We start from the raw sequence: 19,237 nt of genomic DNA, 5'->3' as shown, positions 1-19,237 counted from the left end.
ACTCTATTTAATATAATGTAGGGCTATCCAGCGATTATTTTGACGATAAATGAGCCTAGCACTCTCTGATGCTTAGCTATTCTTCAGTTTCAGGATTAGGGTTTTTGAGTATATAAGTGCGCTCAACTGGCACAAAACCTCTGTAAGATCCATTAATGCTATAAGATGCATAAACTATCGCATTTGGATTGTTTACAGTAATTTCAAAAGCAGCCCTTGAGCTCGTAAACCCATGTGCCTCTAATTCACTAAGAATTACAGGTGATAATTGTGTCACTGTACCGACACTTGCAGTACTAACCACTTCTAAATCAAATTTATTCCCTCGATCGTCAAATGCAATAACACTAATGTTAGCATCTGAACCATCAAATACGGTTACATAAATTATTTGGTATGCGACAGGGCTATAAGGCATATAAGGGATTTTATGTTTTGCTCCCCATATAGTCGGAGGGGCAGCCAATACCACACTGCTAAAACCTAATAAAGACACAACTAAACACACGGCTTTTATTTTATTAAATAAATTTATCATTGAAGCAACCTTAAGCTTTTATGTTATGTAAAAAACTTTGCTCAATTTATCTTAATTTTGACGAAACTCAAGCCTTTTAAGTAGAAACAAAAAGAAAACAAATAAGATTTAAAATAAAAACAAATAAAAACATTTATAAAACAAACTATTTTAAATACATCCCTTTATCTGGTTGAGGTATAGCTTTTAAAAATAACCCTTACCGACTGATTGATGGGCTGTTCTTTGAATTGAGATTTATTGAATGGTTAGTAGTATAAGAGCTGAACAATTGTTCAGCTCTTATATAATTCTTTTAGATTGTTAAACAGTGTATTGGTATGTTTTCTACACTAACCTGTCATAGTAACAAATTCTTCTGCACTGGTTGGATGGATCGCTACTGTGTTATCAAAATCGGCTTTAGTGGCTTCCATTTTTAGTGCAACTGCAAAGCCTTGAATCAATTCATCTGAGCCAAAACCAATTGAGTGAATCCCAACAATTTTTTCATTTTCACCTACACAAACTAATTTCATTTTAGTTGGTTGGCGATGTGAGGTCATTGCCTGATACAAAGCAGTAAATTGTGAAGTATAAACTTTAACCTTATCTTCACCATATTTTTCAATCGCTTCTGGTTCAGTTAAACCAACAGTTCCAATAGGTGGGTGGCTAAATACCACTGTGGCAATATCGTTATAATCCAATTTACTGTCAGGTTTATTATTAAATAAACGCTCACATAAACGTCGCCCGGCAGCCACAGCAACCGGCGTTAAAGCAGCACGCCCGGTATTATCGCCAACCGCATAAATACCTTTAACACTGGTATTTTGATATTCATCAGTTTTAATAAAGCCTTTCTCATCTAACTCAACCCCTGTTGACTGCAAATTAATTTGCTCTGTTGCCGGTTTTCGGCCAACAGCCCAAATGACTTTATCAACAGCAGGCAAAGCTTTACCGTTATCAAACTTAACCACTAAGCTACCATCTGCTTGCTTGCAAATTTCACTTGGATTAGAAAAAGTATGTAACTCTGGGCCTTCTGCTTTAATCACATCCACTAAAGTATCAGCCAAGATAGGATCAAAATCTCTTAGTGGCTTGTCTTTCCGGATCACTAAATGCGTTTCAGACCCTAATGCATGCATCACCCCGGCAAGTTCCACACCGATATAACCAGCACCAATAACCGCTACACGTTTTGGCTGCTCATGTAGTTCAAAAAAACCATCGGAGGTAATACCAAGTTCAGCCCCTGGAATTTGGGGAATAGCAGGATAACCCCCCGTGGCTATTACAATATGATCTGCGGTAATTTGCTGGCCATTAACTTCAACTGTATTTGCATTAACAAATTTGGCAAACCCATTAATTAAAGCAACCCCATTATTAGCAAAGCCACGGTTATAAGAAGCATGAATTCGCTCTATATATGCTTGGCGACTTTCAACCAGCTTTGCCCAGTTAAGTGAAGGATCTGAAAATGAAAAGCCATAATCTTTTGCGTATTTCATCGCATCGGCGATCTGTCCTGCGTACCACATTGCTTTTTTAGGTACACAACCAACATTCACACAAGTACCACCGACATACTTAGCTTCAATTACCGCAGCTTTTTTGCCTAATTTTGCTGCTCGGTTTGCACTTGCAATACCGCCGCTACCGCCACCAATTGCTAAAAAATCAAAATGTTGCGTCATATTCAGTTCCACTCTTTGGTTATTTTTAAAAATTCTGTCCTAAAACTTTTGTTATAGTAAACTAATTAACTCAGGTAGCTAAATCAAAATAATCGATTGAGTTAATCTGTACTCTAAATTTATACGCTAACCGCAAGGAGCTGATATGTCCAGCGATACCATTTTTACCAAAATCATTAACAAAGAAATTCCTGCTGATATTATTTATGAAGACGATCAAGCTTTAGCTTTTAAAGATATAAATCCACAAGCACCATTTCATTGTTTAATTATCCCGAAAAAACCAATTGCAACCATTAATGATATTACCGTTGAAGACAAATCATTAATCGGCCATTTATATATAGTTGCAGCTCAGCTTGCCAAAGAGCATGGTTTTGATGAACAAGGCTACCGAGTCGTAATGAATTGCAATTCAAATGGCGGTCAAACCGTTTATCATATTCACCTGCACATGTTGGCAGGCAAAGCGATGGGTTGGCCACCTTACACAGAAAAACTAAAAAACTAAAAAACTAAAAGTATAGAGGGCTTAATCGCTTGAACGGCTGTATGAGCCACTAATAAAAAAACCAGCAAAATGCTGGTTTTTTTATTCTAAATTTGAATCAGGATTATTTAATCACTTTTAAATGACTGCCTTTATTTGGCTTATCTGATTTTTTGTCGGCGGCTGTTTCATCCGTTCGCTGACCATCAACAGACTTTAACTCTGGTTCAGGTGTAACTTCTTCCATTTCCGGTTTAGGTTCAGGCGGAAACGGCATACCTTCACCATTTTCTTTTGCGTAAATAAATAATACCGCAGACATGGGCACAATTAAGTGCCTTGGCTCACCACCAAATCGAGCATTAAACTCAATTGCATCGTCCCCTAACATTAAGCCGCCGGTCGCACCCGATGATATATTAAGTACAATTTGTCCGTCTTTAACATATTCAAATGGAACCTGAACACCCGGAAACTCAGCATCAACCAATAAATAAGGTGTGCATTTGTTATCCATGATCCAGTCATAAATTGCGCGGACTAAATAAGGTTTGCAAGAGTTCATTTTCATCATAGTGGTTTATTGGTGTCTCATCTCTCGTTCTTCATCAGTTAATGAAGCTTGAAAAGATTCGCGTTCAAAAACACGTGCCATATATTCTTTAACTTCTTTACTGCCCTGACCAATCAGCTCAATACCTAATTTTGGTAAACGCCATAATAATGGGGCAAGCACACAATCAACCAAACTAAACTCTTCGCTCATAAAGTAAGGCGTTTCATTAAAAATAGGTGCAATAGCTAAAATACTCTCGCGTAATTCAGCGCGTGCAGCTACAGCTTCTTCGCTGCTACCATTTTCAATTTTTTCAACTAATTGATACCAATCGTTTTCTAAACGATACATCATTAAACGGCTAGAACCACGAGCAACTGGATAAACCGGCATTAATGGAGGATGAGGAAAACGCTCATCTAAATATTCCATAATGATATTTGATTGATATAAAACTAGCTCACGATCAATCAAAGTTGGAATAGAACCATAAGGATTTAATTCCCATAACTCTTCCGGTTTGTTATTTGGATCAAGCAATTTAATCTCGACACTAATTCCTTTTTCAGCCAAAACAATACGAACTTGATGGCTATGTAATGACGTCGCATCAGCGTAAAGAGTCATCACCGAACGTTTATTGGCAGCTACAGCCATGAAAATCCTCCAAAGTAACAAACGTGAGTTAACTGATATTAGTTAACTTTTTGACTAAGCATAACAGCTTTTAGATAAGTCGTCAGCGCTAAATTTAGCCAAGATTATAAACACAAAATGGGGGCATAAGCCCCCAAATATTATTTTTGATGAAATGCTCTAGGTTTAGTGAACATCTCGCCAGTATTCTTTTTTCAGTAAATAAGCAAATACAAAGAACACAGCTAAGAAAACTAGTACCCAAGTACCAATTTTATGGCTGTCTAATTTAGATGGCTCACCAACATACTCAAGGTAGTTAACTAAATCATTAACAGCTTGGTCATATTCTTCAACCGACATTGTACCCGGCTCTTTTTGAGTCAGTTTCATGCCAACTAACGTTTTTTCACCGTGAACTGTATCATATACCATTTCTGCTTCTTGCGTACCTTGAAGACCTTGAAGCACATGCGGCATACCAACGTCTTTAAATACCGCATTGTTTACTTTAAATGTTTTGTTTTCATCAACATAAAAAGTTTTTAAATAAGTATAAATCCAGTCTGGGCTACGCACACGAGCAACTAAAGTTAAATCAGGTGGTTGTTTACCAAACCATTTACCTGCATCTTTAGCTGGCATCGCATTTGTGATTTTTTCACCAATTTTTTGATCTGAAAAGATTAAGTTATCTTTTGCAATATCTAACGGAATACCTAAATCTTCAGCCGTACGCTGGTATCTTTGATATTGTGATTGGTGACAGCCTAAACAGTAGTTCATAAATAAAGCCGCACCGCGTTGCAATGATGCTTTATCTTCTAAATCAATTCGAGCTTTCTCTAATGGATAACTAAAGCCACCGCCAGCAGCTATCGCTAAACCAGGTAGTAAAGCAACTAAAGTAATTAATAATTTCTTCATTTTGATATTCTCGCTGGTACTGGCTTGGTTTTCTCATTTTTACTGTATAACCATAATAAACCGAAGAAGGCAAAATAAGTGAATGAGAAAATTTGAGACATCAATGTATAAGTTGGGGTTGCAGGTTTAATACCTAACCAACCTAAAATCACAAAGCTTACAACAAATAAAGCTAAGTTGAATTTATGCAAACCACAACGGTACTTAACTGAACGTACTTTACAACGATCTAACCAAGGTAATAATGCAAGCATAACAATTGCAGCAAACATTAAGATAACCCCGAATAATTTATCCGGTACCGCACGTAAAATCGCATAGAAAGGCGTAAAGTACCAAACTGGCGCAATATGCTCAGGCGTTTTTAACGGGTTTGCTGGTTCAAAGTTAGGTGGCTCAAGGAAAAAACCGCCCATTTCTGGGTTAAAGAACATCACATAAGCAAATGCTGCACAGAACACAGTAAATGCAACTAAGTCTTTTAATACAATATGCGGGAAGAAAGGCACCACATCATCGATAATATCGTACTTAGAGGTATAGTATTCATGGATTTTAAATTTAGTTTTTTCGTCTTCTTTTAATGAACCTTTAGGGTGTTTAATATTAATCCCCTGCGGGTTATTTGAGCCAACTTCGTGTAGCGCAACTATGTGTAAGAAAACTAAAATAACAATCACTAATGGTAAAGCGATAACGTGTAGTGCAAAGAAACGGTTTAACGTTGCTCCAGAAATGACGTAGTCACCACGGATCCATAAAGTTAAATCGTCACCAATAACAGGAATCGCACCAAATAACGAAATAATTACCTGAGCACCCCAGTACGACATTTGCCCCCAAGGTAATAAATACCCCATGAAAGCTTCAGCCATTAAGGCTAAATAAATGAACATACCAAACAACCAAAGTAACTCACGAGGTTTTTGATATGAACCATACATCATGCCGCGGAACATGTGCAGATAAACAACCACAAAAAATGCAGACGCGCCGGTTGAGTGCATATAACGCAAAACCCAGCCATAATCGACATCACGCATAATATATTCTACAGAGGCAAAAGCACCTTCAGCGCTTGGGTTGTAGTTCATGGTTAACCAAATACCAGTTACAATTTGGTTTACTAAAACAACCGTGGCAATAAAACCAAAAACATACCAAAAGTTCATGTTTTTAGGTGCAGGGTATTGAAGCGCATGCATATTTGCAACACGCATCATAGGAATGCGATATTCAACCCAATCTAATAAATTTTTCCACATAATTATGCTGCTCCCGAGTCATCGCCGACAAGAATTGTATTCTCATCTAAATATTTATGAGGCGGAATAACCAAGTTAGTCGGTGCAGGTACACTTTGGAATACGCGGCCAGCCATATCAAACTTAGAACCATGACATGGACACATAAAACCAGAAGGAACACCCACAACTTGCTCAGCAAAGGTTTCTGGCAAGTATTGCGGAGAACACCCTAAATGAGTGCAAATACCGACTGCAAGAAAGATTTCTGGCTTTATTGATCGGTATCTGTTTTGAGCATAAGTTGGTTGCTGCTCAACTTCAGAGTTAGCGTCACGTAATTTATCTTCGTGTTCGGCTAAACCACTTAACATATCCTCTGTACGCTTCACAACCCAAACAGGCTTGCCACGCCACTCAACACGTAGCATCTGGCCAGCTTCCAGTTTGCTAATGTTAACTTCCACTGGGGCACCAGCAGCTTTGGCTTTTGCACTTGGGTTCCAGGACGCGATGAAAGGTACAACTGCTCCGGCAGCACCCACCCCACCGACAACCGAAGTTGCGACGGTTAAGAAGCGACGGCGACCGTTATTAACAGGCGCATTACTCATTCAATCTTCTCCGAGACTAGATTCTAAAAAACTAATGACCCGACAGCAGTTTTTTCATTTTCACCGGAATTTTTAAGCAAAAAGCCGGTCAAAAAAACTAAAAAATTACCGCCAATCAGGTGCGAGGTAAAAAATATACCGAATGATAATAAAAAAACCTCATAACTGACAAGGAAATCACGGAAAAACAGTAAAAAAAGCTGCCTTTAGATTTGATCTAAATCATAATCCCTATTTTTTGCTGAAAAATACAGCAAATTTGGCTTCCGCATTTGTTTTGTTTCGTTGCCAATTGCTCAAATAGTCAATTAATTTATTACCAGATAAAGCACATAAAAAAACCCGGCATAACCGGGTTTTTGAATAAGCATAAAAACGTATTAACGTTTTGAGAACTGTGGACGCTTACGAGCTTTCTTAAGACCCACTTTCTTACGTTCAACACGACGCGCATCACGAGTAACATAACCCGCTTTACGAAGTGCCGGACGTAAAGTCTCATCAAATTCCATCAATGCACGAGTAATACCGTGACGGATTGCACCAGCTTGACCTGTGATACCACCACCAGCAACTGTTACATATAAATCGAATTTTTCAGCCATTTCAACTAACTCTAATGGTTGACGAACAACCATACGTGCAGTTTCACGACCGAAATAAGTTTCGATAGAACGTTTGTTAATTGTAATGTTACCTGTACCTGGTCTTAAAAAGACACGAGCCGTAGAGCTTTTACGACGGCCAGTACCATAGTATTGAGTTTCTGCCATAATAGTCTCTCCGAATTAGATGTCCAAGGTTTGTGGTTGTTGTGCCTGATGGTTATGCTCAGCACCTGCGTAAACTTTTAATTTACGGAACATTGCACGACCTAAAGGACCTTTCGGAAGCATACCTTTAACAGCGCTTTCGATGATCATCTCAGGTTTTTTCTCAATTAACTTGTCAAAAGTAATTGATTTAATGCCACCTGGAAAACCAGAGTGCGAATAATATGTTTTGTCGCTACGCTTAGCACCTGTAACAGCTACTTTCTCAGCATTGATAACGATGATGTAATCACCAGTATCTACGTGAGGAGTATACTCAGGCTTATGTTTACCGCGTAAGCGAGTTGCGATTTCAGTAGCTAAACGACCTAAAGTTTTACCGTCAGCGTCAACTACATACCAGTCGCGCTTAACAGATTCAGGCTTTGCAGAAAAAGTTGTCATTTCGAATTTAACCTAAATACTTAAAAATTCCACATTTGGAGACCTTATTGTCTCCCCTAGTTTATGCCAAAAACCCCTTCGAGAATTTGTCAAAGGCTAAAAATTAGCCTGCCAACCGGGTGGGAGGCGCGCATTATATATAAGAGAATTCAAAAGATCACGCAAAATTGAAGTTTTTTTGACCCTAGTTGGAATTTATTATTAACCTCTTTAGGGATTTGGGTAAGTAAAGCGCCGCAGGTAAACTCCACTGAGTTTAAGATAAGTCACAATTAAAAATAAAAAGGCAGATTAAACAACCTGCCTTTTTACAATACAGCTAATTAAGGGTTTATTGAACGACTTCAAGTTTATCAATTACATCCTTTACATCATCGGTGTTTTTGGCAATTGCAATCGCTAAATCATGCTCTGCACTTGAGTCGACGTCACCAGTTAAAGTTACAACGCCACCTTTAACATCAACATTAATATCTGTACCACTCACCTCAGACTCAAATAATAATCGGGTTTTTACGACAGTGGCAACTTTAGAATCTGTCAGTTTAGACATCATCTCACTTTTTTCATCGTCTTTTTGCTTAACCACTATTTGGTTATCAACGCTTTTAACACCTTCTAAAGTTTCAATTAATTCTTCAGCAAGTGCTTTATCCACATTACTGTCAACCGTACCCGTTAAGGTAACAACACCGGCTTTAACATCAGTATCAATTTTAAACGAGTTTAAGTTGGTATTAAGCAACAAGGTAGATTCTGCTTTACCATCTATCCATGCATCTTTAGCTTCTTTTTCCCAGCTATTATTGGCAGATACAGATAAAGTTGTCGCACTTAAAATAACAGCAGCTAACATAGAATGAGTTCGAGTGATTTTCATAACAATCTCCTTATATACCGGTTGATAGTCCGGTTTGTAAAAACTCATCTAAGCTATAGCTAACTTTATGCCATCTTGTTTAAGTCTTTATTTTTAAATTATTTTTTATAGCCCTATTACAATAACAATCCTATTCATAGTTAGGATTGTATGTTTTTTTTACCCACATCAACTGTAATTTTTTCATGCAACTTGATTTAATTCAGCCTAGGGCCTAGATATTTAACTGAGCCATTAAGCTAAATGTGCTAAAGCTAAATATTCTTTAGATTGCATTTCCTGCAAACGGCTAATGCAACGTTTAAATTCAAAATTTAAACGGCCTGTCGTATATAACTCGGTTAACTCGACTTCAGCAGATATAATTAATTTGACATGGCGTTCATAAAATTCATCTACCATAGCGATAAAACGGCGGGCAATATCATCATTTTTTTCACCCATTTGTTTTACGCCGCTTAACAATACGGTATTAAAACAGCGGCTTAACTCAATATAATCATTTTGGCTTCTAGGGCCATCACATAGCTGATAAAAATCAAACCAAACAACATCTTGCGCTAAATATCTTGTTTTAAGTGGGCGGTTTTCCACTGTCAGTGTTTCATTTTGCGATATATCACCAACCGCTAACTGTTTAAAATATTGCAATAAGTTATCTTCAGCCTGCTGATCAAGCGGAAAGTGGTAGATTTCAGCTTGAGTTAAGGTTCGCATCCGGTAATCAACACCATTATCTAAATTAAAAACCTGACAGTACTGTTTAATCAATTCGATTGCCGGTACAAACCGAGCTCTTTGTAAGCCATTCTTATATAATTCATCCGGTGGAATATTTGAGGTCGCAACAAATACCACATTATGTTTAAACAAAGCTTGCATCAAACCGGCCAGCAACATGGCATCAGTTATGTCTGAAACAAAAAATTCGTCAAAACAAATAATTTTATAAGATTGCGATAATTGTTCAGCAATAAGCTCTAAAGGATCACTTTGACCTTTTAATTTATCCAGTTGTTGATGCACATGCCGCATAAACCGATGAAAATGCACTCTATATTTTTCATCAAATGGTAAGCTGTTATAAAATAAATCCATTAAATAGGTTTTGCCACGGCCAACACCACCCCAAAAATAAAGTCCTTGCGGTGCTTGATTTTTTGGCTTGGAAAACAAATATTTAATTGAAGATAGCCAAGATTTATCTAAACTCCCTTGTAGATTTAAATCCTGATAGAGTTTTTCTAATAAATCAACGGCATAAGCCTGTGCAGGATCGGCAATAAGTTTACCTTTTGATAAATCTTGCTGGTATTGCTGTAGAGGTGTTGTCATAATTGGCTAAATATACAAATAATTATTTTTTATCTATTGATTACTAATGCTAATCTTTTTTTTGAGGTAATTCATCATGACATGGTTAACTGGCATAGTTATTTTTTTAATCGGTGGTTTAGCAGGCTTTGCCGCAGGACGCATTATTCCGGCGCTAACTGGCAAACAACAAAAACTACAAGCTGAGTTAGATAAACACATTCAGGCACAAGAAACATTTAAAACCGAAGTTAATCAGTATCTCACCTCGGTTAACAGCGCAATGCAAAGTATCGCAGAGCAAGCTCAGGTTGCCGCAGCAGAATCACAAAAGCAATTTAACCATTTAGCTGAAAAACAGGATAAAAATAAACAATATATTCCGTTTTTTACACCTGAGATCAGTGAACTGCTTAATAACAATGCTAAAAAAGAAAACCGCTCATCTATGGAATCGCCAATGAAGAGCATCCCCTTAGATTACTCTGAAAATAAAATGGGCTGGTTTGCCGCAGAAAATAAAAAGGAAGTTTGAACTTTTTTAACCTTCAACAAGTCTTTAAATGAGAATTAACCCTTTCAATTACTGTTTTATTGCTAGGAGAATTTACATTGAAAGCTAATCGTTTAAGTATTTTTAAAGTCTCAGTTTTAGCCGCAGCTTTAGCCATTAACCCGGTTGCAAATGCGGCATTACCTTGGTTCGGTGATAACGACAAACAAGAAACCCCGTCGTTAGCGCCTATGCTAGAAAAAGCCACACCGGCGGTCGTCAATATTTCCGCAACCGGAATGAAAGAAAACCGCCAGCAAATCCCTGAAATTTTTCGCCGTTTTTTTGGTCAGAATGCCCAACCTAGAGTGCAGGAACAGCCTTTCCAAACCGCTGGCTCAGGGGTTATTATCGATGCAAAAAAAGGTTATATCGTCACTAATAATCACGTAATTGCTGATACTGACAAAATCATGATTACGTTAAAAGATGGTCGTCAGTACGAGGCTAAAAAATTAGGCGCCGATGCTGAAACAGATATTGCCTTATTACAAATCGAAGCCGACGATTTAACTGATATCCCGTTAGCGGACTCAGATAAAATCAGAGTTGGTGATTTTGCTGTTGCAATTGGTAATCCGTTTGCAATTGGTCAAACCGTGACATCCGGTATAGTCAGTGCACTGGGGAGAAGTGGTTTAGGCATTGAAGGCTACGAAAACTTTATTCAGACCGATGCCGCGATTAACAGTGGTAATTCGGGTGGTGCTCTGGTCAGTTTAGACGGAAAATTAATCGGGATAAACACTGCGATTTTAGGCCCTCATGGTGGTAATGTCGGGATTGGTTTTGCGATTCCATCGAATATGATGAGTAATTTGGTTAAACAAATTGTTGAATTTGGCGAAGTAAAACGAGGCGTTTTAGGTATATCTGGTGAAAATATTGACGCGGGCATAGCTAAAGCATTTGGTTTATCCACTTCTCAAGGTGCTATTGTTAATCAGGTATTTGACGATACAGCCGCTGCCGAAGCGGGATTAAAGCCGGGTGATGCGATTATCAGTATTAATGGTAAGAATATTCAGTCATTTTTTGAGCTTAAAGCTAAAATAGGTACCATGGGAGCTGGTGCGACTGTGAAACTTGGTATTATCCGAGACGGCAAAAAAATGACGATTCCAGTCACGTTAAGAGAATCTAAAGGCGATAATATTAAAGCTTCAGTGATTCACCCTGCTTTGGAAGGTTCTGAGTTAACTAATGGTAAAACCGAATCTGGCGAAGCTGGGGTTAAAGTTAAAACGCTTGATAAGCGCAGTGCCGCCGCGGCCATAGGTTTACAAGAAAACGATGTAATTGTGGGCGTAAACCGCGAGCGGATTAATAACTTGGCTGATTTACGCGATAAGCTGGAGGGCTACGAGGGAATTATAGCCTTAAATGTTGTACGTGGTAGCAGTCAGCTTTATTTAGTAATCCGCTAGTATAAGCAACCATTAACAGGCTACAATCAAACTAACTGACTTTTGGACCCGGTTTTTACCGGGTCTTTTATCTAAAGATATAATAATAATGCCTCAAAAATTATCTAGCTCATTACAGTTCATTTTTAATACTTTAGCGATTGCTCTTGTTATTACCGTATTATTATTCGCTGTATTTCCTGAATTTCGGCAAAATAATATTATTTGGCAAAGCCTATTTGCTGATAGAGAACCTGACAGAAAACCAATTTCGTATGCTAAAGCAGTTGCAAAATCGGCTCCGGCGGTTGTCAATATTTACACTGAAGGCTTTGAGATAAATCAGCGGTTTTATAATAACAAACGGGCGATCCAGACTTTGGGGTCTGGCGTTATTGTTTCAGAAAATGGGTTTATTTTAACCGCCGAACACGTGGTAAAAAATGCAGAGTTAATTTGGGTGGCGCTACAAGATGGTCGCACTTTTGTTGCCCAACTTATTGGCAGTGATCCTTATACCGATTTAGCAGTACTTTATGTACAAAGTGATAATTTGCCAGTGGTACCAATAGATCCAAACCTTACCTCTCAAGCCGGTGATTTAGTATTAGCGATTGGTAATCCTTACAACTTAGGGCAAACCATTACTCAAGGGATTGTCAGCGCGACAGGCCGCGCCGGATTAAGCTCAAATTATGCAGACTTTATTCAAATGGATGCTGCCATTAATGATGGTAACTCTGGCGGAGCATTAGTAGATAGTGACGGTTATTTAGTTGGTATAAATTCTTTTAACTATGCATCAGCCAGACAAAATAATAAAGCTCAGGGAATATTTTTTGCTGTTCCGGCTAAGTTAGCACTGACAATTCTAAAAAAAATAGCAACAGATGGTCGTGTTGTGCGTGGTTATTTAGGTTTATCCGGTAAAGAAACTTATGTACAAACTAACGAAGATTTAATAACGCCGGTTGGAATTTTAGTTACCCAATTAGAGCCAAATGGACCGGCAGATAAAGCAGGCATTATCGCTAATGATATTATTCTGGAAATTGACGGACAGGCGATCCGCAGCCGAACCCAAACCTTGGATTTAATTGCAGAAACTAAACCGGGTACAGTGTTACCTGTCACGATTTTACGAAAAGGGGTAAGAATGCAGTTAAAAGTGACTATTTCTGAGCTGCCAAACTATACGCCGATGACAACTCAGTAAAACAAACAATTTAATTGAAAGGAAGTGGTAGCTTAATTACTCTCGACTTTGGGTAAAAACTCAAACTAAAAGCCTATAAATTTAAGGCCTTAGTTAGCTTCTTATCCAGAGTTGAAGTTGCCTATGTAGGATGATTTACCCAGCAACTCTTTTTACATTTGCACCCAGCTCAGATAACTTAACCTCAAGCTGCTCATATCCACGATCTAAATGATAAATTCGAGCTACCGTAGTTTCATCCTGCGCAAATAAACCAGCAATCACCAAACAGGCAGACGCTCTTAAATCTGTCGCCATTACTTCTGCGCCAGTTAACGCTTTAACCCCTTTAACAATAGCCGTATTGCTTTCTAGTTCAATGTTAGCGCCCATACGGTGTAGTTCTGGAACATGCATAAACCGGTTTTCAAAAATGGTTTCGTGAATGCTAGCGCTACCCTCAGCCACACAGTTCAGCACAGTAAACTGGGCCTGCATATCCGTTGGGAAAGCCGGATGCGGAGCTGTTTTAATATTAACGGCTTTTAATGTTCTACCCGTCATATCTAAAGTGATAGAATCTGCCGTGGTAGATACATTTGCACCAGCTTCTTTTAATTTAGCAATAACGGCTTCTAATAATTTTGGATCAGTATGAGTGCACCTCACTTTACCGCCGGTTACCGCTGCCGCGACTAAAAATGTGCCGGTTTCAATACGATCTGGTAAAACTGAATGCTTACAAGCATGAAGCCTTTCAACGCCATTAATCACTATTTTATCACTTCCGGCACCTTGAATATCTGCGCCCATAGCGATTAAACAGTTTGCTAAATCGACAACCTCAGGCTCACGTGCAGCATTTTCTAGAATGGTTTGCCCTTCTGCTAACACAGCAGCCATTAATAAGTTTTCAGTGCCGGTAACTGTGACTGTATCAAAGAAAATATCAGCACCTTGCAAGCGTTTACCATGTGTTGTGGCAACAATATAACCATGCTCGACTTTAACCTCTGCTCCCATTTTTTGCAGACCACTAATATGTAAATTAACCGGCCTTGCACCTATTGCGCAGCCACCGGGTAATGACACTTTTGCCTCTCCACAACGAGCAACCAAAGGACCAAGCGCTAAAATCGAAGCTCGCATAGTTCGAACTAAGTCATAAGGTGCGGTTGTTGAACTAATTGAACTGGCATCAAATACAACTGAATCTTGCTCAGCTTCATATTGAATACCCAATTCATTTAATAACTGTAAGGTGGTTTTAATATCTTTAAGCAGTGGAACATTTGAAAGTTTGACCTGCTCAGGATTTAAAATAGTAGAAAATAAAATCGGTAAAGCAGCATTTTTTGCCCCCGATATTCTAACGTCACCATTTAGCGGTACACCGCCCGTTACAACAAACTTATCCATTTTACAAGGTTACCTTTGCCGATTAAAAATTCAATTTTTTATGTAAGCGCCATTCTTTAGGAGTCATGGCTTTTATTTTTACGGCGTGAATAGAACCATCCGCAATAAATTCATTAATTGGCTGGTAAACCATTTGTTGACGTTTTACTGGGCGTAATCCATCAAAAGTATTAGAAACAATCGTAATAGTAAGATAGTAGTTATCTTCGTGACCAATCACTAACTCTTCATGTTCTATCGCGTCTGCGATCAATGGTGTAATTTTTTCAATAATTTCGTCTAAATTCATCTTAATCAATTCCCAGGAGTGACTCTACTCCGTATAAACCAGCTAATTTTTTAATATTGTCATTCGCTTGAAAGTAACGAATATTAATGCCCTTTTCTGCTAGTTTAACTTTTAGTTTAATCAAATATGCCAATCCGGCAGTATCTACTTTGCTGACATCAGCTAAACTGACATCTACATCATTTTGATCTGGGCAAGGTAACTCTGGAAAACCAGCTAGATTAGAAAAGCGAGTAAGCTCACCATCTAATTGCCAAAAATGATGATTATTTTGCTTTTCAGCTAGCTTAATCATTGTTTGACTCTGTAGCATTTAATTTTAATTTTTGATCAGCCTTATCACGTAAATCAGCAATGATTCCTTTAATACCAACACGATCAATCGCAGATCCTATCTCTTTACGTTTGGTATTTAGCATTGAAATCCCTTCGGCTTCCATGTCAAACGCGCCCCATTTATCGCTGCGATAAATTAACTTAAAAATAACGCTAATGTCTGGTCGCCCCGGCTCAACAATGCGGGTTTTAACAACGACAATTTTATCGCCGCTTAATGAGTTTGATTTTTCAACTTCAATATTTTGAGTATCACGATATTGGGTAAAAAGTTGAGCATAAACAGTCACAATATAATCTTTAAATGTATCGACAAACGCTTGTCGGTCTGCACTGTTAATTTCTCTTACGTATTTGCCCAACACTTTAAAAGCAGCATATTCGTAATCAACATAAGGCATTAGCTCTTCACGAATAATTTGCTTTAGCAATTCAGGGTTTTGCTGAACTTGTGGCCACTCTTTTTTAAATCGAGCAAACGCTTTTTGAGTAACCTTATCAAATAAAATATAAGGATCTTGCTCTGTCTGTTCTACCGAGGCGGCATGAGAGCTAAAACTAACTGTGATAGGTGCTGAGATTAAACTGAATGTAAGCAAACATGCTTTAACAATTTTTTTCATAAATTTACCTATTAATCTTCGTTATTTTGTCCAAATAAGAACTGGCCGATTAATTCTTCAAGTACCAAAGCCGATTTTGTATCTTGGATATAATCTTCATTTTTGAGGATTTCAATTTCCATGCCTTCCATTGTAAAGCCTGGCTCTAACCCCAAATATTGCTCACCTAATAAACCTGCCGTTAAAATGCTCAGCGAGCTGGTTTCTGGAAAATGATAATCTTGCGATATTTCCATTGAAACAACCGGTACTAAATTTTCCAGTTGAATACTAGATACACGGCCAACCACAACCCCGCCTACTTTTACTGGTGAGCGCACTTTTAAACCACCAATATTGTCAAATTTAGCTTTTAAAATATAAGTTTCGCCATTTGCCATTGCCCCTGTATTGGCAACTTGTAAAGCTAAAAATAATAGTGCAATTAACCCTGCACTGATAAATAAACCAACCCCTATCTCTGTTTTACGGTTGTTCATCTTATTAATCTCCAAACATTAAAGCGGTTAATACAAAATCAAGACCTAATACGGCAAGTGAGGCATGTACAACGGTTTGAGTTGTTGCCTGACTAATCCCTTCCGATGTAGGTACACAGTCATAGCCGCGGAAAATAGCTATCCAAGTCACTACAACAGCAAATACAAAACTTTTAATAAATCCATTTAAAATATCACGGTTAAAGTCTACCGATGCCTGCATCACACTCCAAAAGCTGCCATCATCAACCCCTAACCATTGCACCCCCACTAAATAACCGCCCCAAATACCAACGGCACTAAATAAAAACGCGAGTAGTGGCATGCTATAAACACCAGCCCAAAATCTTGGGGCAATTACGCGTCGTAATGGGTCAACAGCCATTAATTCCATACTCGATAATTGCTCGGTGGCTTTCATTAATCCAATTTCAGCGGTGAGCGCAGAACCAGCCCGACCAGCAAATAACAGTGCAGTCACGACAGGCCCTAACTCACGCAGAAGTGATAACGCAACCATTGGCCCCAAACTATTTTCAGCACCGTACCCAACTAAAATGGTATAACCTTGTAGTCCAATTACCATGCCGATAAATAAACCACTCACCACAATAATTGCAAATGATTGCACACCCACAACATAAAGCTGACGAACAAGTAAGGGAAAATTTTGAGCCAGTTTAGGCATAGCCCATAAAGCATTAATTAACATAATGCCGGCGCGCCCCACAGTTGCAAAAAGCTCTATTCCTTTACGGCCTATACCAGCAAAAAAATCTAAAATCATTTAAATACCTCAGACAACTGCTGTTCGATAGGTTCACCCGGAAAATGAAATGGTACAGGACCATCTGATTCACCAGCCATAAACTGATGAACTAAAGGTGAATCGTCTTTGGCTAACTGAGCTGGAGTACCATGACCTATCACTTTTTTATTTGCCATTATATAAACATAATCCGCTATGCTCAGCACTTCATTAACGTCATGCGATACGACAATTGAGGTTAAACCTAAAGCATCATTCAGTGAGCGAATTAAACGAATTAAAACACCCATTGAAATCGGGTCTTGTCCAGCAAAAGGTTCGTCATACATAATAAGCTGAGGATCAAGCGCAATTGCTCTGGCGAGTGCAGCCCGTCTTGCCATACCACCAGATAATTCACTTGGCATTAAATCTGCCGCGCCTCGTAAACCAACAGAATTAAGTTTCATCAGCACCATGCTACGAATGATATCTTCCGGTAAGTTACAATGTTCACGAATGGGAAAAGCAACATTATCAAACACTGACATTTCGCTAAATAAAGCGCCACTTTGAAATAGCATGCTCATTTTTTTTCGGGCATCATATAATGCAGCCCGACTTAATTGTGGAATATGCTCGCCATCTACAATTATCTGGCCACTGTCCGGTTTAATCTGGCCTGCAATTAAGCGCAGTAATGTGGTTTTTCCTATACCACTCGGCCCCATTACGGCAACCACTTTCCCTCTGGGAATCGACAAACTAATATCATCATATATAACTCTGTCGCCACGCGAAAAAGTCATATTTTTAACCTCTACATAGGTATTATCAGACATTGATTTTCCTTTACTCTAACCCTAACAACTTAGGTTTTGCCGCATTCTAACAAAAATAAGCAATAAAAAACGCTCTTTTCTCAATTGAATGAACTGGTTCACTAATCCTATTTTCTACTCCAATAGACAAATCAATTAGGCTAGACTGATAAAATATAAACGCGACAAGTTAATGTTTTTCAGAATTCGCAGCAAGTATTTTCTGAAATTTAGTCGAATTTCAGTATAATGCGCGCTAAACAAAATAATTGCCCTGTTATATAAGGTTTTTATGTTAGAACAATCTATCATTTTACTGGTTAGTTTAGCTTTTTTGGTCTGGAGTGCTGATAAATTTGTTTATGGTGCTGCAGCCCTTGCTCGAAATTTAGGTTTATCTCCATTAATAATTGGTTTAACTATAGTTGCAATGGGATCTTCGGCTCCCGAAATGATGGTTGCAGGTTCAGCAGCTCTGGCCGATAAAGCTGACACTGCAATTGGCAATGTAATTGGTTCAAACATAACAAATATTACCCTTGTGTTAGGTATAACCGCGCTCTTAAAACCGTTGCTAGTGGGTTCACAAACTATTCGCCGTGAACTGCCTATCATTCTTATTACCAGCTTCATTGCTGTTGCATTTCTGGCCGATTTCATATTGTCTTTTTGGGAAGGTATTAGCCTTGCCGTATTGTTCATTATCACAATAGCTTATCTTACTTATGCATCTCTCCATAAGCCTGCTAACGAAGTAGATACGCTTGAAAATGATTTAAGCGAGGATGTACCTGAAGGTGTTTCCGTAACTAAAGCTGCATTTTGGTTAATTGTAGGATTAGCATTACTATTGATAAGTTCAAACTATTTAGTAGATTCTGCAGTAAATATTGCAAAACACTTTGGTATCAGTGATTTAGTTATAGGTTTAACTATTATTGCCGTTGGTACTTCACTACCTGAATTAGCGGCATCAGTTGCAGGGGTTTTAAAAGGCGAAGATGATTTAGCTTTAGGTAATATTGTTGGTTCAAATATTTTTAACGCACTGGCTGTTTTGGCTATTCCTGGTATTTTAGCGCCGGGCGCAATTGACCCGCTTGCATTAACCAGAGATGGCTACATTATGATAGCTGTCACCATTTTATTAATTTTAATGGCAATCGGAATAAAAGGTCCAAGAAGTATTAACCGAGTAGAAGGTGGTATTTTACTAGCCTGCTTTATTGCCTACCAATATATATTATTTTCGGGAAGTTAAACT

23 protein-coding genes are annotated in these 19,237 nt (G+C 38.3%); 5 read left to right on the top strand and 18 right to left on the bottom strand.

Translation table 11 applies throughout. From position 1 onward, the window contains the following. Positions 1–76: 76 nt before the first annotated feature. Entirely contained in the window at positions 77–538 is a 462-nt protein-coding gene (locus N7931_RS07550; RefSeq protein WP_262793086.1) for a hypothetical protein, read from the bottom strand. Positions 539–870: 332 nt separating this feature from the next. Further along, the gene (gene gorA / locus N7931_RS07545) at positions 871–2,226 is read right to left on the bottom strand and encodes a glutathione-disulfide reductase (RefSeq protein WP_262793085.1); all 1,356 of its coding nucleotides are present in this window, start codon (positions 2,224–2,226) and stop codon (positions 871–873) included. A gap of 145 nt (positions 2,227–2,371) precedes the next feature. Here gorA and N7931_RS07540 point away from each other — a divergent pair, with 145 nt between their 5' ends. Beyond that, positions 2,372–2,737, top strand: a complete 366-nt coding sequence (locus N7931_RS07540; RefSeq protein ID WP_262793084.1) for a histidine triad nucleotide-binding protein — start codon at positions 2,372–2,374, stop codon at positions 2,735–2,737. A gap of 103 nt (positions 2,738–2,840) precedes the next feature. Here the strand turns inward: N7931_RS07540 and N7931_RS07535 are convergent, their stop codons facing one another. From N7931_RS07535 to zapE, 9 genes are all read right to left on the bottom strand, one after another. Beyond that, positions 2,841–3,281, bottom strand: a complete 441-nt coding sequence (locus N7931_RS07535) for a ClpXP protease specificity-enhancing factor (RefSeq protein WP_410369340.1) — start codon at positions 3,279–3,281, stop codon at positions 2,841–2,843. Between the two features lie 15 nt (positions 3,282–3,296). Beyond that, positions 3,297–3,929: a stringent starvation protein SspA gene (gene sspA, locus N7931_RS07530; protein WP_262793082.1), complete on the bottom strand. Its 633-nt coding sequence runs from the start codon at positions 3,927–3,929 to the stop codon at positions 3,297–3,299. Between the two features lie 165 nt (positions 3,930–4,094). Further along, entirely contained in the window at positions 4,095–4,835 is a 741-nt protein-coding gene (locus tag N7931_RS07525; protein WP_262793080.1) for a cytochrome c1, read from the bottom strand. Beyond that, positions 4,832–6,100 (bottom strand): cytochrome b, encoded by a 1,269-nt coding sequence (locus N7931_RS07520; protein ID WP_262793079.1) that lies wholly within the window; start codon positions 6,098–6,100, stop codon positions 4,832–4,834. Before N7931_RS07520 ends, N7931_RS07525 begins: the two co-directional genes overlap by 4 nt. Before the next feature lie 2 nt (positions 6,101–6,102). Further along, positions 6,103–6,693 carry a ubiquinol-cytochrome c reductase iron-sulfur subunit gene (gene petA / locus N7931_RS07515; protein ID WP_262793077.1) on the bottom strand — a complete coding sequence of 197 codons (591 nt, stop codon included), beginning with the start codon at positions 6,691–6,693 and terminating at the stop codon, positions 6,103–6,105. Between the two features lie 380 nt (positions 6,694–7,073). After that, positions 7,074–7,466, bottom strand: a complete 393-nt coding sequence (gene rpsI, locus N7931_RS07510) for a 30S ribosomal protein S9 (RefSeq protein WP_262793076.1) — start codon at positions 7,464–7,466, stop codon at positions 7,074–7,076. 15 nt (positions 7,467–7,481) lie between these two features. Then, positions 7,482–7,910 (bottom strand): 50S ribosomal protein L13, encoded by a 429-nt coding sequence (gene rplM, locus N7931_RS07505; protein ID WP_262793074.1) that lies wholly within the window; start codon positions 7,908–7,910, stop codon positions 7,482–7,484. A gap of 331 nt (positions 7,911–8,241) precedes the next feature. Next, the gene (locus N7931_RS07500) at positions 8,242–8,790 is read right to left on the bottom strand and encodes a BON domain-containing protein (RefSeq protein WP_262793073.1); all 549 of its coding nucleotides are present in this window, start codon (positions 8,788–8,790) and stop codon (positions 8,242–8,244) included. Positions 8,791–9,024: 234 nt separating this feature from the next. Continuing rightward, positions 9,025–10,125 (bottom strand): cell division protein ZapE, encoded by a 1,101-nt coding sequence (gene zapE / locus N7931_RS07495; RefSeq protein ID WP_262793072.1) that lies wholly within the window; start codon positions 10,123–10,125, stop codon positions 9,025–9,027. A 76-nt stretch (positions 10,126–10,201) separates the two neighbouring features. Between zapE and N7931_RS07490 the strand changes: the two genes are divergently transcribed. The 3 genes from N7931_RS07490 to N7931_RS07480 all read left to right on the top strand — a co-directional run bounded on the left by N7931_RS07490 (position 10,202) and on the right by N7931_RS07480 (position 13,279). After that, entirely contained in the window at positions 10,202–10,639 is a 438-nt protein-coding gene (locus tag N7931_RS07490; RefSeq protein WP_262793071.1) for a YhcB family protein, read from the top strand. Positions 10,640–10,716: 77 nt separating this feature from the next. Further along, complete coding sequence (locus tag N7931_RS07485; protein WP_262793070.1) at positions 10,717–12,084, top strand: Do family serine endopeptidase; 1,368 nt, start codon at positions 10,717–10,719, stop codon at positions 12,082–12,084. An 88-nt stretch (positions 12,085–12,172) separates the two neighbouring features. Further along, positions 12,173–13,279, top strand: a complete 1,107-nt coding sequence (locus N7931_RS07480) for a trypsin-like peptidase domain-containing protein (protein ID WP_262793069.1) — start codon at positions 12,173–12,175, stop codon at positions 13,277–13,279. A 135-nt stretch (positions 13,280–13,414) separates the two neighbouring features. Here N7931_RS07480 and murA read toward each other — a convergent pair whose 3' ends face one another. From murA to N7931_RS07445, 7 genes are read right to left on the bottom strand one after another with little or no spacing between them, the layout of a single operon-like run. Next, positions 13,415–14,677, bottom strand: coding sequence for a UDP-N-acetylglucosamine 1-carboxyvinyltransferase (gene murA, locus N7931_RS07475; RefSeq protein WP_262793067.1), 1,263 nt, complete (start codon positions 14,675–14,677; stop codon positions 13,415–13,417). A gap of 22 nt (positions 14,678–14,699) precedes the next feature. Beyond that, entirely contained in the window at positions 14,700–14,966 is a 267-nt protein-coding gene (locus N7931_RS07470; protein ID WP_262793066.1) for a BolA family protein, read from the bottom strand. A gap of 1 nt (position 14,967) precedes the next feature. After that, entirely contained in the window at positions 14,968–15,261 is a 294-nt protein-coding gene (locus N7931_RS07465) for a lipid asymmetry maintenance protein MlaB (RefSeq protein ID WP_262793065.1), read from the bottom strand. Beyond that, positions 15,254–15,925: a phospholipid-binding protein MlaC gene (locus tag N7931_RS07460; protein ID WP_262793064.1), complete on the bottom strand. Its 672-nt coding sequence runs from the start codon at positions 15,923–15,925 to the stop codon at positions 15,254–15,256. Before N7931_RS07460 ends, N7931_RS07465 begins: the two co-directional genes overlap by 8 nt. Positions 15,926–15,936: 11 nt before the next feature. Then, positions 15,937–16,404, bottom strand: coding sequence for an outer membrane lipid asymmetry maintenance protein MlaD (gene mlaD / locus N7931_RS07455; protein WP_262793062.1), 468 nt, complete (start codon positions 16,402–16,404; stop codon positions 15,937–15,939). A 4-nt stretch (positions 16,405–16,408) separates the two neighbouring features. Continuing rightward, positions 16,409–17,188 (bottom strand): lipid asymmetry maintenance ABC transporter permease subunit MlaE, encoded by a 780-nt coding sequence (mlaE, locus tag N7931_RS07450; RefSeq protein ID WP_410369343.1) that lies wholly within the window; start codon positions 17,186–17,188, stop codon positions 16,409–16,411. After that, positions 17,188–17,994 (bottom strand): ATP-binding cassette domain-containing protein, encoded by an 807-nt coding sequence (locus N7931_RS07445; protein ID WP_262793059.1) that lies wholly within the window; start codon positions 17,992–17,994, stop codon positions 17,188–17,190. The genes mlaE and N7931_RS07445 overlap by 1 nt, the downstream gene beginning before the upstream one ends. A 271-nt stretch (positions 17,995–18,265) precedes the next feature. Here N7931_RS07445 and N7931_RS07440 point away from each other — a divergent pair, with 271 nt between their 5' ends. After that, positions 18,266–19,234, top strand: a complete 969-nt coding sequence (locus N7931_RS07440) for a calcium/sodium antiporter (protein WP_262793058.1) — start codon at positions 18,266–18,268, stop codon at positions 19,232–19,234. Positions 19,235–19,237 lie beyond the last annotated feature (3 nt).

The organism is Catenovulum sp. 2E275, from assembly GCF_025515275.1.
Lineage (GTDB): Bacteria > Pseudomonadota > Gammaproteobacteria > Enterobacterales > Alteromonadaceae > Catenovulum.
This window is presented reverse-complemented; position numbering and strand designations above follow the sequence as displayed.

What these genes read in the sequence shown, in the direction of transcription:
- N7931_RS07480 (WP_262793069.1), top strand. Translation starts at nt 12,173, where the DNA reads ATGCCTCAAAAATTATCTAGCTCATTACAGTTCATTTTTAATACTTTA.
- zapE (WP_262793072.1), bottom strand. Translation starts at nt 10,125, where the DNA reads ATGACAACACCTCTACAGCAATACCAGCAAGATTTATCAAAAGGTAAA.
- N7931_RS07550 (WP_262793086.1), bottom strand. Translation starts at nt 538, where the DNA reads ATGATAAATTTATTTAATAAAATAAAAGCCGTGTGTTTAGTTGTGTCT.
- rplM (WP_262793074.1), bottom strand. Translation starts at nt 7,910, where the DNA reads ATGACAACTTTTTCTGCAAAGCCTGAATCTGTTAAGCGCGACTGGTAT.
- N7931_RS07500 (WP_262793073.1), bottom strand. Translation starts at nt 8,790, where the DNA reads ATGAAAATCACTCGAACTCATTCTATGTTAGCTGCTGTTATTTTAAGT.
- N7931_RS07440 (WP_262793058.1), top strand. Translation starts at nt 18,266, where the DNA reads ATGTTAGAACAATCTATCATTTTACTGGTTAGTTTAGCTTTTTTGGTC.
- sspA (WP_262793082.1), bottom strand. Translation starts at nt 3,929, where the DNA reads ATGGCTGTAGCTGCCAATAAACGTTCGGTGATGACTCTTTACGCTGAT.
- petA (WP_262793077.1), bottom strand. Translation starts at nt 6,693, where the DNA reads ATGAGTAATGCGCCTGTTAATAACGGTCGCCGTCGCTTCTTAACCGTC.
- N7931_RS07465 (WP_262793065.1), bottom strand. Translation starts at nt 15,261, where the DNA reads ATGATTAAGCTAGCTGAAAAGCAAAATAATCATCATTTTTGGCAATTA.
- N7931_RS07460 (WP_262793064.1), bottom strand. Translation starts at nt 15,925, where the DNA reads ATGAAAAAAATTGTTAAAGCATGTTTGCTTACATTCAGTTTAATCTCA.
- N7931_RS07540 (WP_262793084.1), top strand. Translation starts at nt 2,372, where the DNA reads ATGTCCAGCGATACCATTTTTACCAAAATCATTAACAAAGAAATTCCT.
- murA (WP_262793067.1), bottom strand. Translation starts at nt 14,677, where the DNA reads ATGGATAAGTTTGTTGTAACGGGCGGTGTACCGCTAAATGGTGACGTT.
- N7931_RS07520 (WP_262793079.1), bottom strand. Translation starts at nt 6,100, where the DNA reads ATGTGGAAAAATTTATTAGATTGGGTTGAATATCGCATTCCTATGATG.
- N7931_RS07535 (WP_410369340.1), bottom strand. Translation starts at nt 3,281, where the DNA reads ATGAACTCTTGCAAACCTTATTTAGTCCGCGCAATTTATGACTGGATC.
- gorA (WP_262793085.1), bottom strand. Translation starts at nt 2,226, where the DNA reads ATGACGCAACATTTTGATTTTTTAGCAATTGGTGGCGGTAGCGGCGGT.
- N7931_RS07470 (WP_262793066.1), bottom strand. Translation starts at nt 14,966, where the DNA reads ATGAATTTAGACGAAATTATTGAAAAAATTACACCATTGATCGCAGAC.
- N7931_RS07445 (WP_262793059.1), bottom strand. Translation starts at nt 17,994, where the DNA reads ATGTCTGATAATACCTATGTAGAGGTTAAAAATATGACTTTTTCGCGT.
- N7931_RS07525 (WP_262793080.1), bottom strand. Translation starts at nt 4,835, where the DNA reads ATGAAGAAATTATTAATTACTTTAGTTGCTTTACTACCTGGTTTAGCG.
- N7931_RS07490 (WP_262793071.1), top strand. Translation starts at nt 10,202, where the DNA reads ATGACATGGTTAACTGGCATAGTTATTTTTTTAATCGGTGGTTTAGCA.
- mlaD (WP_262793062.1), bottom strand. Translation starts at nt 16,404, where the DNA reads ATGAACAACCGTAAAACAGAGATAGGGGTTGGTTTATTTATCAGTGCA.
- rpsI (WP_262793076.1), bottom strand. Translation starts at nt 7,466, where the DNA reads ATGGCAGAAACTCAATACTATGGTACTGGCCGTCGTAAAAGCTCTACG.